At 38.5% G+C, this 13,963-nt stretch carries 13 protein-coding genes and 1 tRNA gene; all 14 read right to left on the bottom strand.

The annotated features are described in order from the left end of the window. Positions 1 to 172: 172 nt before the first annotated feature. A complete protein-coding gene (locus QNI22_RS13245; protein ID WP_314511176.1) occupies positions 173 to 1,111 on the bottom strand; it encodes a glycoside hydrolase family 43 protein in 939 nt (312 codons plus the stop codon). 498 nt (positions 1,112 to 1,609) lie between these two features. Beyond that, positions 1,610 to 2,674 (bottom strand): DJ-1/PfpI family protein, encoded by a 1,065-nt coding sequence (locus QNI22_RS13240; RefSeq protein ID WP_314511174.1) that lies wholly within the window; start codon positions 2,672 to 2,674, stop codon positions 1,610 to 1,612. 71 nt (positions 2,675 to 2,745) lie between these two features. Beyond that, the gene (locus QNI22_RS13235) at positions 2,746 to 3,699 is read right to left on the bottom strand and encodes a GlxA family transcriptional regulator (protein WP_314511997.1); all 954 of its coding nucleotides are present in this window, start codon (positions 3,697 to 3,699) and stop codon (positions 2,746 to 2,748) included. 163 nt (positions 3,700 to 3,862) lie between these two features. Beyond that, positions 3,863 to 3,938: transfer RNA gene (locus QNI22_RS13230), tRNA-Met, on the bottom strand. Positions 3,939 to 4,195: 257 nt separating this feature from the next. Continuing rightward, positions 4,196 to 5,116, bottom strand: a complete 921-nt coding sequence (locus QNI22_RS13225; protein ID WP_314511173.1) for a helix-turn-helix domain-containing protein — start codon at positions 5,114 to 5,116, stop codon at positions 4,196 to 4,198. A gap of 51 nt (positions 5,117 to 5,167) precedes the next feature. Then, positions 5,168 to 6,472, bottom strand: a complete 1,305-nt coding sequence (locus QNI22_RS13220) for an amidohydrolase family protein (RefSeq protein WP_314511171.1) — start codon at positions 6,470 to 6,472, stop codon at positions 5,168 to 5,170. A gap of 561 nt (positions 6,473 to 7,033) precedes the next feature. Then, positions 7,034 to 7,951 (bottom strand): helix-turn-helix domain-containing protein, encoded by a 918-nt coding sequence (locus QNI22_RS13215; protein WP_314511169.1) that lies wholly within the window; start codon positions 7,949 to 7,951, stop codon positions 7,034 to 7,036. Positions 7,952 to 7,960: 9 nt separating this feature from the next. After that, positions 7,961 to 8,776, bottom strand: coding sequence for an SDR family oxidoreductase (locus QNI22_RS13210; RefSeq protein WP_314511168.1), 816 nt, complete (start codon positions 8,774 to 8,776; stop codon positions 7,961 to 7,963). A gap of 702 nt (positions 8,777 to 9,478) precedes the next feature. Further along, the gene (locus QNI22_RS13205) at positions 9,479 to 10,366 is read right to left on the bottom strand and encodes an SDR family oxidoreductase (RefSeq protein ID WP_314511166.1); all 888 of its coding nucleotides are present in this window, start codon (positions 10,364 to 10,366) and stop codon (positions 9,479 to 9,481) included. A 50-nt stretch (positions 10,367 to 10,416) separates the two neighbouring features. After that, a complete protein-coding gene (locus QNI22_RS13200; RefSeq protein WP_314511164.1) occupies positions 10,417 to 10,986 on the bottom strand; it encodes a Crp/Fnr family transcriptional regulator in 570 nt (189 codons plus the stop codon). Between the two features lie 175 nt (positions 10,987 to 11,161). Then, positions 11,162 to 11,416, bottom strand: a complete 255-nt coding sequence (locus tag QNI22_RS13195) for a hypothetical protein (protein WP_314511162.1) — start codon at positions 11,414 to 11,416, stop codon at positions 11,162 to 11,164. 60 nt (positions 11,417 to 11,476) lie between these two features. Continuing rightward, the gene (locus QNI22_RS13190; RefSeq protein ID WP_314511161.1) at positions 11,477 to 11,911 is read right to left on the bottom strand and encodes a RidA family protein; all 435 of its coding nucleotides are present in this window, start codon (positions 11,909 to 11,911) and stop codon (positions 11,477 to 11,479) included. 285 nt (positions 11,912 to 12,196) lie between these two features. Further along, positions 12,197 to 12,802, bottom strand: a complete 606-nt coding sequence (locus tag QNI22_RS13185; protein WP_314511160.1) for a DUF2306 domain-containing protein — start codon at positions 12,800 to 12,802, stop codon at positions 12,197 to 12,199. 133 nt (positions 12,803 to 12,935) lie between these two features. Next, positions 12,936 to 13,963: helix-turn-helix domain-containing protein (locus QNI22_RS13180; protein ID WP_314511159.1), on the bottom strand; the 1,028-nt coding region annotated here is incomplete at its 5' end.

Here is a 13,963-nt window from a genome sequence, read left to right as displayed (position 1 = left end):
AGTAGTTGCCTGCCGTGAATAAACCGCAACGAAACTTTTATTGCGAACTTAATGTATGGGTTTCTTTGTCATGAATCCAGTAGATGTCGCTCAGCAAGCGAGTCGCTAGCTATCATTCGGGATAACTCATATTGCGGTCTCAGGAATCATTGAACTCTGAGACCGCAAAGCCTTATTTTAAAGGTTGAGCAGCAACACCTTCATTCGTGATCTTGACTGGTTTTATATGTCCATTTTCATCAAATTCAAGCATATCAATGCAAGTAACCCGGTGGTTACCATCTGTCTCTCCTAATGGACGACGATGATATACAATATACCACTTGTCTTTCTTGTCCACATGAATTACTGAATGATGCCCAGCACCTGTTGCAACCTGAGCGTCCTGTTGTAAAATTTTTCCAATCCGCTGGAATGGCCCCATAGGAGAATCCGCAATGGCATAGGCAACAGAATAATTAGGTCCTGTCCAACCACCTTCAGACCACATGAAGTAATATTTACCATTCCGTATAAACATAAAAGGTCCTTCTACATACCCTTTAGGTGTAATTTCTTTAAAAGTAGTTCCATCTTCAAATGGCACAAATCCTTTAAAATCTTTGCTCAGCTTGGCAATATTACAATGTGACCATCCACCATAAATCATATAATATTGTCCATCCTTATCTTTAAAAACAAACTGATCAATAGGTTGAGCCCCATTATGAAACTTATCGATCAATGGCTTACCCAGATGATCCTTAAACGGTCCTTCCGGCTTATCTGCTACAGCTACTCCTATTCCACCATATTCCTGATCGTTTTGAATATCATTTGCACCAAAGAATAAATAGTACTTTCCTTCTTTTTCAACAATAGCAGGTGCCCATATAGCTCTTTTGGCCCACTTTACCTGCGTTGTATCCAGTATACGTTCGTGTTTAGTCCAGATCACCAGATCAGGAGAAGAAAAGGCGTCAAAAAACACCTGTTGATTGTAAGGTGCTGAATAGGTAGGGTAAATCCAGTATTTCCCTTTAAATAAAACACCCTCCGGATCTGCATACCATCCTGGAAAAACAGGATTCCCACTAGTCTTTGTAGCAGACTTTTTTGAATCTTTTGGCATTTTTTGGGATGCTTTCTGCGAAAAAACAGGGAAACAAAGAGCAATTAAAATACTGGCTAAAAAGAGTTTTTTCATTTGCAAGTAGTAAAGATGATCAGAAAATTGCGACATGGCGAAACTACACACAAACGATAAGAAAGCAAACAAGGCTACTTCCGAATTTTAACTTTTCTGAAATAGAAATGACTCAATAGAGCATGTGCTTTTGAAACAACATAGGCTCTATTTTATTTTTTATTGATTTTGACTCTGTTGCTTGAGATCTTCCTTTCTATTCTCAGATTACTTTGCATTTTTCTACTTACAGACAAAAAGACACTTTAGAATCTTCTACCCACTTGACCAAAGACCTAATCTACAGGAAAAAGCCTTACATACCTACACTACCTACCACGCTTAATGAGAGCAAAGCTATCTTTGTTCTTTGGTTCTATTTCTACAGCCCCGCTGGCTTTATTTATAGAAATTCGAGATAATTTAAGCACTGTTTATCTGATGCTAATTTAGTTTATGAAAAACCTTTGGGTCTTGTGATAAAGTATATCCTGTGATGCGATTACGTCTATCCCTTATGAAGGTGATAGTTTCTTTTCCATTTGCATCTGTAAACGTATTTTCTTTTGTGAAAAACAGAGGATAATTACGATCCCGCACAATAGCATAAAGCCCTTTCTCTCTTTCACTCACCTTTATCTGAATCTTCGAACCATTATTAAATTCATAGGTACCTGTATACAATTTCAAATTATCTACATTCGCCAAAGCTTTGTATGGATTATATTCGGCAAGAATCAATCCTTCACCAGGCGTCCATTTGTCGTATTCCATATAGTAAGCTGTTTTTCGGGCAGCATCAAATCCGTTTAGTTTGGCTACCAGATGCAGTGCCCCGTCTATACCTGCAGAAATACCAGCTGTTGTAATCAAATTGCCATTATCAACAAACCGCACATTTTTCAATACTTTTGTTTCCGGATAGCTCTTCTCCAGATTATCCAGCGAACTATGAAATGTAGTGGCTGTTTTTCCTTTCAATAATCCCGCTTCACCCAAGACAAAAGCACCCGTGCAAACAGAGAAATAATGTTCTATGTTTTGTTGTGACTGCACCCATTTGATTACATCAGGATCAGAAGCAGGCGCATTTGATGACCCACCAAAAAAAGCAAGTATATCAGCTTTAGGAGCATCTTGTATACTATAATCCGGAGTCACCGTCAGCAATCCCTGAGCCTTTATAGGAGCCTTTGTTTTAGAGACGGTAAATACATCGAAGCCAGCATAGGTAAAGACTTCCAGTGGACCTGCAAAATCCAATATCTCAATTCCATCCTGAAGATAAAATGCAATCTTTTTTCGTGTAGGAGACAGCTTGTCTTTGCTTTCATTTTTTAAGACCAATGGCATTCCACAATGGGTGCAAACGCCCGGTTTATCAAAAGATAATGTATCACATTGGTTATTACAGGGAGGACACACATATGCAACAAGCATTTGTGAAAAGGATTGAAAAGATATGGACATCAACAACAGTCCCATAAACAGAGTGAGTAGTTTGTTCATAGTGTATTACTTTTATGATGGCCAAAGCTACAGACACTACTTTCCTCTGCAAAGGACAACATAACGCAGTATCAGGACATTTCCAATGAAGCAACATCTCCCGGCAATACTCCCCGATGCTTTTTAAGCAATGCTCTGAGCTGGTTAGGGCTTAAGCCACACTCCTTACTTACTACTTCTACTTTATTACCAGTCGATAAGAGCTGCACGGCTCGTTCAACCCTGAGTTTCTCAAGATAATCTCCGATTGTGATTCCCGTTGTTTTCTTAAAACACCGGGTCAGGTTACGGATACTCATGTTAACGTGCTCAGCTACAGACTCCAAAGAAGAGGTCCCAGATAAATGACTTATCAGATAATTTTGCGCCTCATGAATCTGACTGTCCATATGATTTCTGTATTGCAGAAAAATGCTTAGTTGTGGATCCCCTTCACTTCGCCGAAAATAGACTACAACTTCTTTGGCTACTTCGATGGCCCATTTTGTTCCAAACTCTTTCTCAATAATATACAAAGCCAAATCAATACCTGATGCAACTCCTGCACTGGTATATAACTTCCCATCTACCACAAACAATCTGTCTTTTCTGAGGTAAACCGCAGGGTATTTTTGCGAGAATCTGGATAAATACTTCCAGTGCGTTGTACAACTTTTTCCACTGAGCAAACCTGCCTCTGCCAATAAGAAAGCCCCCGTACACACAGAACAGACATGTGCTCCATGTGAAGCCTGTCTTCTAAGCCACTTAAAGAAGGGATCACAATTCTGTATGAAGCTACTATCTGAAATCAGCGTATATTCCAAGCCTGGCACAAATACATAGTCTTCTTCGCTCAATTCAAACTCAACATAAGGTTTCAGATTTGAAAAAGATAATCCAGCACTGCTTTCTGCATGTATAGTAGTACTTACAGAAACAAAATGTAGTTCGACAAGCATACCAAACTCTTTTGCCTCATAAAAAATATGGGCAGGACCATTCAGGTCTAACAAATGAACCTTAGGCGGAACTATAAATAGTATATTCTTAATAGTTTTCAGAAAGGTTGAGATAACAAATTGTAGGAAGTACCTGCTTTGTAGAAAGCAAAATTATTATATCCTGGCTTTTCTTAAAGAAAAAATAAATCAGCAGGAAAAAATGTGTACAATAAAAAAGCCTGTAAGGTTCTCTTACAGGCTTTTTTGGTAGCGGGAGCAGGACTCGAACCTGCGACCTTTGGGTTATGAGCCCAACGAGCTGCCAACTGCTCCATCCCGCGATCTAAATTGGAGTGCAAAGGTGAAGGTTTATTCTCAATAAACCTAACTTTATCTGCTTTTTGTTTTATTTATTTTCTCCTCTCTAACCAACTCGCTAATAATCAATTTATTACCTCTAACCCTCAGAAAAGAAAAAGCCTGTAAGGTTCTCTACAGGCTTTTTTGGTAGCGGGAGCAGGACTCGAACCTGCGACCTTTGGGTTATGAGCCCAAAGTTTTTCGTTATCAAATGCTTCTAACTGCTTAATACTTATAATTAATTAAATGAAGCACGAAACTCTAAGGGTGCAATCCTTGTTTTGCTTTTAAACAATTTGTTAAACGATGACGGGTATTCAAAGCCTAATTGGTAAGCAATTTCGCTTACAGAAAGCGAAGTAGTCGAAAGCAGTTCTTTACCTTTTTCTATAACTTTATTGTGAATATGCTGCTGTGTTGTTTGGCCTGTAATACTTTTCAACATATCGCTCAGATAATCGGGCGATATATTTAATTCTTTTGCCACAAATTGAACTGTAGGAATTCCTTTTGTAATAGTTTCTTCATCGTTAAAATACTCGTCTAAGAGATTCTCCAGACGAATCACAATTTCATCGTTCGCAATTTTCCGGGTGATGAACTGACGGTTGTAAAAACGGTTGCTGTAATGTAAAAGCAATTCAATTTGTGCAATAATTACGTCCCGGCTAAATTGGTCGATATTGTTGTATAGTTCGCGTTTTATATTGCTTAGAATCTGTTCAAAAATTTTGTCTTCCTCTTCAGACAAATGGAGGGCTTCACTCATTTCGTAAGAGAAAAATCCATATTTTTTAATACTTGCTATTAGGGAATGACCTGCCAGAAAATGGGGATGGATGAGCAAACAAACACCCTCTATCGGTACATCGGAGTCCTGTATATGGGAAAGCAACTGATTAGGAGAAATAAATGCCATAACACCTTCATCATAATCATAGTAACGTTGCCCATACCGGAGCTTTCCTGCATAATTCCTTTTTATGGCGATACAATAAAATCCCATTACAAACTGATTTAATGAGGTTAATTGATAGTTTGTTATATCCTCATACCAAAATACGCTAATCATTGGATGTTTAGGTTTAGGCAATCCAAGATGCTGGTGCATTTCGGATATAGACTGAATAATGTATGGCTTTTCTCCTTTTTTGTTCATACTAATTAACGTATTTATTAGAAGTCGAAGGTTTATCGAAAAGAATCCTACTCATTTTCCTTTTGCTAACAAATAAGCGACAGACTCCTCTGCTCTCTGTTTCAATTGTTCAAGATTGACACCAATAAGTTTACCTTTGGATTTTACCATTTTCCCTGCAATCATTACAGTATGCACGTTACTTCTGTCTGCCGCATGCACTACTGTTCCTATTGCATCATTGGACGGAAAAATGTTTACTGCATTCGTGTCAATTAAAATCAAGTCGGCAGATTTGCCCGGCGTGATACTTCCTGAAACATTTCCAAATCCTGCAATTTCTGAACCATGGATAGTTGCCGCTTCCAGTAATGCATAAGATGTCACTGGTTGTGGTATATTTTCTTCACCATTATACCTTTTGTTTTGGGCAAAAGCTCGTTGCAATGAAAATGCAACCCGCATTTCAGTGAATATATCCCCGCCATAAGCCGTTTCTAAATCTGTTCCTATTCCGGGTTTTATTCCGTGATCAAAAGCGTGTTGATAAGCAAACACACCCTCTTCCAAGCCATATTGAGCATCTGAACGAGGATCAACGGTTACTTTTACACCACAATCGCTCATGATTTGCCAAGCTTCCTCGGTTAATCCGGTACAATGGTTAAAAATATTGTCCGGGCCTAATCGGCTTTTACTTTGTAACTCTTTTAATGTGGAGGAAAGTTCTTTACCTAAAAACTCTGTAACCATCGGAATCCCCAGACGTCTTGCTATATCCCAGTTTTCAGTATTCATATGAGTAAATATCCCTAAACGGATGAGCCCTTCTGAAGAAAAGCGCTGAGTTTGCAATTTCTCCAATCCTTCTGTCCAAAACGATTGTTCCCACTCGCCCGCAAGCGGAAACCCAGCAGCATATAATGCCCTGATACCTGATTCTTCGAATGCATCTACCGCTGCGTTGGCATGAGCATAACTTCGTGTATTATGTGAGGCATCAATAATGGTAGTAATGCCACTATCAATCGCACTCCAAGCCGTCAACAGATTACCTAGGTAAATATCTTCCGGACGGTAATACTTTGCCAAACCGAAATGAATATCATTGACATAACTCATCAAATCGCTAACATCGGGCATCAATCTTCTCAAAGTTCCCTGCCAGGAATGGCGATGTGCATCGGTAAATCCAGGCATCAAAATCATTCCCGTTGCGTCAATAATTTCAGCGTCTTCCACATCAATGTGGGGAGCAACAGCGGCAATTTTTTTTTCTTCAATAAACACATCGCCTACGGGGAGATTACCTATATTTTTATCCATAGAAAGTATATAAGCCCCTTTGAATACTACTTTTCGATTTTCTAAAGACATATTTGTTTTTTTTCAAAGGTCTTGATCCTTTAAAATAATTAATTGTCTAAATCAGGAATTATCTTTTCCAAAAAAGGTAATTATTAAAATTATTAGATGAATAGCTTATAGTAACTCCTGTAATTCTTTTTTTTACAAGCACATTGCCATAAATACTGTGCAATAAATCTGCCCTTAACTGATTCTTTGCTCCTGTGGCAAGAATCAGTTAAGGGCAGGAACTCCTTTTAATCTCACAACGGTTGGCTTGCTTTTAGCGACGATGGTATATTTTTCGAAAATGAACTGAATGTATGGGACTCAAACCAGGTAGTATCTCCGAAAGCAAAGATTTAAAGGTAATTGCTACATCAGTTTTCGGATTGAAAGCTAATTCCATCCAGGCCTTGTATCTTAGAGCATGATGATGGCTTACTTGAGTTGAGCATCCTTGGTATTTTCGTTATCATATTCCACCAATAACTGATATCTGATTCTAAGCACTTCATAGCCTGGTTCTATACAAAGATTTTAAGGAAATGCTTATACAATTTAAAGACAAGTTATATAGCCATAGACCAATTAGTTAAGACGAAACCCCTCCTTAAATTCCACAGGTGTAACACCAGTTTTTCTTTTAAACAATTTGCTGAATGATTGTGGATATTCAAACCCTAAATGGTAAGCGATTTCCGAAATGCTCATAGATGTTGCAGACAGGTATTCTTTAGCTTTTTCTATTAGTTTTTCATGAATTAATTGCTGTGCGTTCTGTCCAGTAACTGAACGGAGCATATCGCTTAAATAGCGTGGTGATACACTTACTTTTGATGCCAGCATTTCCACTGTAGGCAAACCATCAACAATAGCATTTTCGGTATCTAAATACTCATTCAGTACTTTTTCAACCCGGGTTAACATATCGTGGTTGACAGTTTTTCTCGTGATAAATTGCCGCTTATAAAAACGATTGCTGTAATTGAGCAATGCTTCTATGTGCGAGAGGATAATATCCTGACTGAAGTCATCAATGTTATGATGCAGTTCATCTTCAATATTTTTAAACACAGATAATACAGTTTGTTTCTCACTATCTGAAAGATGTAACGCCTCATTACTTTCGTAAGAAAAGAAACCATATTGCCGGATGTTTAGACCCAACGGATGATGCCGAATAAAATCGGGATGAAAAAGCAATGTGATGCCGAAATATTCCCTTTCATCCAATGTAGTAATTAATTGCTTCGGCGATGTAAAAATCATCGTCCCGTCATCAAAATCATAGTAGTTTTGGCCATAGCCGCTTCTTCCTTTCAATTGCTTCTTGTAGGAGATATTGTAGAAATCGAAAATGAATGCCTTAGGTAATTTCTTTTTGTTAGTGACAACTTTTGTATTATCAAATACGCTTACCAAAGGATGTAACGGTTTTGGCAGTTCCAGCAAACTATGAAGTTCGAATATGGAATTAATTATAACAGGTGATTTATCCGATTTCATATTGTCAATTTACGAATTCTTGTCGGCAAGAAAAATATCTTTCATAAAGGCTCTGAAACCCTCATTGCCAATTTCAAGTCGTTTTGCATACATGGCTTTCGCATCTTCTCCGGCAACATACCGTACCTTATTCTCACCATCAGTAGCCGCTTCATATACAATTGCTGCAATGTCTTCCGGCATGGCTCCTGCTGCCAACATCGTTTCCGAATTGGACATCATTGGTTCTGAGATAATAGCATATTCTGGAATGGTAGAGAACTCCATAGAGCGGCTCATGAAATCTGTTTTTATACCTCCGGGAGCTACTGTTTTTATATAAACTCCGTGGGCATTAAGCTCAAAAGACATACTTTCACTCCAGCCTTCCAGTGCCCATTTGGCAGCGTGATAGATAGACCCCAAAGGAAAAGTAACCAAACCACCTAAAGAAGTAGTGCTGATAAACGTTCCTGCTTTTTTATTTCTGAAATATGGTATAAATGCTTTTGTTACACGAATAACACCCAATAAATTGGTATTTAATTGTTTGGTGATTTGTTCATCGCTTAAAGCTTCCAAAGGACCAATTAATCCGTAACCTGCGTTGTTAAATACTACATCAATCTCACCTAAGGAAAGAGCGTGCTGCACCGTACTTTCGATCTGTTCGAGATTGGTTACATCCAGTGGAAGCACCGTTATATTTTCCAATCGATTCAGTTCCGTCTCTTTCTCCGGATTACGCATGGTCGCGATGATATTCCACCCTTTGTTGTGAAATAATTTAGCGGTTGCTTTTCCTAAGCCGGTTGATGCACCGGTAATAAAAATAGTTTTGCTCATTTTTGTCTTATTTAGTTTTATAAGGCAAAATTGGCATGATTTCAATTTTGGGATGTGTTCATATTGAGTTTGGTTGTATTCAAAATGACGGTATCTGCTGAAAAAGAGAAAAACCAGTTTGTATTTAAGTACGGAACCTGCGGAAGCCATCTCGAAAACTTCCACCGTCTCGGCTCTGATCAATAACTCAATAAAAGTGTTGTCCGTTGGTTTGCCTGAATGGGAAAATCAAGTATTACACCATTATCAAAGGATCATCTCTGACATAGCCGTCAGGCTAAGAAGTAAAAAGGATCTCAAAAGGGAGTCGGGAGTCAAATTGCTTCTCATCCTTCCTTTTCTCTTTTAAACCATCCTTTGTTTGTAAACTTTTTGAGCAAATCCGAGATCACTCTTGGTTTTCTCGTACGTTTCATCTTTTGTTGATAAACGGCAGTAGGCACTTTTTCTAAAATCAATCGTACAGGTCCTAAATCAGATCTTTCCTTTTTATTGTCACCAATACGTATACTATACAGGAAGAGCATTAAATGACTTTAAGCGAGGTGGCCGCAGGTTTTAGGTTTACCAAGGACAGCAATGACCGGAATGGAAATTGGCCTTGGAGTTAGTAAAAACAAATTTTTATACAATGCTCCAATAGGCAGAAACAAAAAACGGCAGTAGCCCAAGGCACTGCCATTCCCACTAAATATGGTCCGCTTATAATAACTCACCCATCCCGAACACCGTCAATCCTTTGGTAAATTGTTCGGCCACAGCCTGGTTTGCCACTTCAATGTATTGCCCGGTTATAGGATCAACCACAGTGCGTAATGGCCGTGTGCCTTTTTGGGCGCCAATCAGTTTTATAATGGCGTCGGCAACCTCCTGCGGGTTGGGGTTTTTAGCCTGCATTTCTCCGCCCAATGCAGCTATCATTTTATTGGGTATATCGGCAATAGCGCCGTACCCCTCAAATACCCACTGATCAGATGCGGGGTTGTTCTTTTGCTGCATTTCGGTAGGGAAAGCACCCGGCTCCACAATGGTCACATCAATGCCTAAACGCTTTACCTCGTAATGCAGATCCTCGCTTATTCCTTCCAGCGCAAATTTCGAGGCTGCATAAATGGTAGCGAACGGAAACGATACCCACCCAAAGCCACTGGTCACGTTAATGATCAGTCCATCGGCCTGTTTGCGCATAGCGGGCAGCGCCTGTTTAATCAGTCGCCAAGGAGCATAAACGTTGATATCAAAAGTGGTGTGTACATCGGCCGTAGTAAAGCTCTCGGCCACACCGGTCATGGCATAACCGGCGTTGTTCACCAGTACATCAATAGCACCTTCTTTGGACAAAATGGTGTCAACGGCCTGCTTCACGCTCTCATCGTCTGTCAGGGTAACGTCCAAAACAATCACGTTCGCTACAGCTGCAAGGGCCCGGGCTTTATCGGCGTTACGGCCATGGGTATCGCGCATTGTGGCATATACCTTATGCCCTAAGGCAGCCACGCTGTGGGCGGTAAGCCAGCCAAAACCACTGTTTGTCCCTGTTATCAGTACAATCTTTTGCTCATCTTTTTTATTTTTTAAATGAATAAGCAAATGTTGAAAATGGCAACAAAAAAACATTTACCATTTGGTAAAAAGCGCCGTTAACGGATATTACGGCGTATACGGCTTAGCGATTGCTGAGTGATACCCAGGTACGAGGCCACGTACGAAAGCGGGATGCGGTTGATGAGGTTGGGAAACGCCTCAATGAATGACAGGTAACGCGTGGTGGCATCTTCTGAAACCAGCGGACTGCGACGCTCCATAGCCAGAGTAAGGCATTTTTTTACCATGTTGGCCTTCATCATTTCCCATCCCACGATGGTATTGGATATATCGTCCCAGTCTTTCTTAGTAAAAACAAGTGCCTTACAGTCGGTAACCGCTTGTACATATTCTGAGGCCGCGATCTGTGATTCAAATTTTTCGTTATCGACTACAAAATTGCCTTCATCTACAAAATAATTGGTGACCTCTTCCCCCTTATTGTTATAATAACAAAAGCGGAACACGCCTTCCAGCACGAACGCCACATAGCGGGGCACCTTCCCGGCTTCCGACAGATAATCATCTTTTTTGAATTCGAGCAGTTCAACCTTACTCAGCAAAAACTCGATCTGCTGTTTGTTTAGGTCACCAAATTGCAGGATAAGATTTATTAGCACTTCCATAACGTAAAGATAGTACATAGCGCAAAGCACTCACTTACCATATGGTAAAAAATAGGGTGAGCCGGACACAAGCATAAAAGCCTGTGGACTCTTCAGTAGCTGTCAGTAAGTGATTTACCAATTAGTCTCTATTATCCATTTTAAGTGAGGTTGGAACTATCCTCAAACTCTTTTTTTAAGGCAACAGAAAAATGGGACAAGGATTAAAAACCGAGTTCAAGATAAATATCCGAATGCTTCCTGCCTTGATCTTGCACAAGAAAATTGTTTCAATGATTTCATTTAATGCCATTGCTACTGTGCAGCGCCTCCATTCCCTATTATAACCATCAGAAAGTTTACCTAGCTCAATAAGCTGTTGCCTAAGCTGCTGATCGGTGTTTTTTAGTTCAATAATCTGAGTGGCAAAATCAGTATTCTTCTTCTTCATTACTAGTTAGTTGCTCAACTAACTCTATTTCTAACTTGGAATCTGCTTTATACAGTCTGTTTACCTGAATCCATGTTGCAGCAGGATAATTTCTTTGTAAAATTCTTTTCTTGCCACATTGTATTTTTTCATCGTTTCTATGTCTGTTGTATAAAGCGTTTCCTTTACCACATCTTCAGAAGATGCACCAAATGAATTCAAGCATTTTTCCAATTGGCTGTAAACTTTTCTAATCCCTTCAGGACTTAAATCACTGGTAGGAATGCCTGAAACATAAATGGTATTCCCGGTTTTAACAACCTGTGCATACCCTGCGGCTTCATACTGTTTGTGCTTATTTCCCCAGTGCCACTTCTGTTTTAATCTGGAGCTTGGAGTATGGTTTTGTTTACCTGTTTTAGTATCATAGCTCTCATTGCAGCCAAAATTTATAAGTATCAGTAAAATCCACCAGCATGGTAATGTTCTTTTGGTTATAAATATTCCTTTGGTCATAGATATAGGTTTTACGAGAGTAATCTTGAAAATCTTCACTAGGGCAGGAACCATAAGGAAAAAGAGTATTTGATGGCTAATTTAAAAAGAGTGATTTATCTTATTAAGATAAGACAAAATGAAATTTGGTTTTACTTTCTAATCCACTAAATTAATGCGCTAAAGGTTTACTTTTCAGAGAAATAGTTATAATTCCAGAACAACCAAACTTATAAATAAAAAAGAAATTGCTTTGGTGTAACTATTTACTTATGTCCCTAAACATATATCCGTTTTTAGGGCTGGTTATATTTTGCAAACTTTTTTATTAATAAAATTAGCCACTATAAGATTGGGAACCCAGCACAGCCAGGCTACAACCATATAAGAGAAAGAAGGGTCTTCTGTAATTTTTACTAACAACGGATACCACAACCGGAGTGTAACAGCTGCAAACGCACAGGCAAAACTATAGGTCATTAACTGCTGATGGTTTTGTATGTGGCCTCTTCTGATCTGTACAACCGCTGTAAGAGTAGTAATAAGCCAGATTATTCCTAAAAAAATAAATCCGGTAGCTGATACAGCACTGCCATTAGCATAAAAGCCTATATAAATACCCGCTATCGAACTGATGATTACAGACATCACATACACTTTTCCGATGATTCTGTGCAAGTTCAAGTGCTTATGTCTGAACTTAGGGCCAAATTGTCGCCATCCTATAAAAAGAGAAATACCTCCGAAAATAATATGCGCAAAAAAAGTAGATTTCCAGGCTATATTATCTAATACTTCTGAAGATTTAGAATTCAGAAAAGTATTTTTATGATCCACAAAGACATAAATGATAGGATAAGTTCCGATGAGTAGCGCAAGAACACAGATAAGTACGAACAGTAACTTTTTCATAAAAGTTGATTAAATTTTCTGTAAACATGGGAATTACAGAAGACTTAACTGTTCCAAAATGAAAGGTGGAACCAATTCTGAGGCTATAAATTCGAGATTTAACCTATATATTTATTTGACATCCTAGAAGAAATTATTCGGCAGTTAGATTTTTATCTTTTAAAAATTCTCTGGGTGAGCAGTGCATATATTTTTTAAAATTTCTATTAAATGAAGTCTTGGAATTAAATCCACTTTCCAAGGCTAACGCGAAAATGGTGAATTTCTGATTTTCTGGAAGGACAGCTATTCTTTTGAACTCTTCAATGCGATGCCGGTTAATGTAATCGTAGAAATTTTTATTCTCCAAAGAGTTAATTGTCTGAGACAATATATTTGGATGAACATCAAGCAACTCTGCAACCTGATTTAGATTCAGTTCAGGATCGGTATATATCTTTTCATTTTCCATTTGGTAAATCAGCTGTTTATAAATGTTTTGAATGGTGTCTTTGTTAACAAAAGTTTTCTGATATTTTGCTGTCACAGGATTATTTTCCGCTTCAGGCTCGCCTTCACTAACACCTTCAATACCATCTGTTTTTGGGAGAGTTACGTTTAAAATACCAACGCGGCTGATCCCAAAATAAGTGGTTAGTAAAATAAATAGTACCACCAGTGAGAAAATCAAAATATCATACTTGAAAATAACGGCGATCCATATTAGGGCAATGCTCGTGATTAGATAATATCCCCAATCCAGGTTAATTTTTTCGGTGTTGGAATATAACTCAGAGATCAGTCTTTTATATTTTCTTATGGCAAGAATACTCAGGGTGACATACAGAATTCCAGACAAAACAATTAGAATATTGATACTGCCCCGTAGCATTTTGTAAGTACCTCCATCATGCTGATAAACATAGATTTTTTCTTGTGGAGACAGCAAAAAAAAATTCAGCAAAATAACATAAATAATAAGGGGGGGAGCCAGATGTAATAACCAGATCTTTTTATGGATATACTGATTGATTAGACACCGAATATATAGATATAGCATTGGTCCATGAATTAAAGGCAAGGGTATTTCGAGTCCAAGAAAATGAGGAAATCTAACATACCCACCAGAAAAAAATAATAAGAAAAAAATAAGATGTATTCCTATAACTAAAAACCATACCG

The organism is Xanthocytophaga agilis (assembly GCF_030068605.1).
Taxonomy (GTDB): domain Bacteria; phylum Bacteroidota; class Bacteroidia; order Cytophagales; family 172606-1; genus Xanthocytophaga; species Xanthocytophaga agilis.
This window is presented reverse-complemented; position numbering and strand designations above follow the sequence as displayed.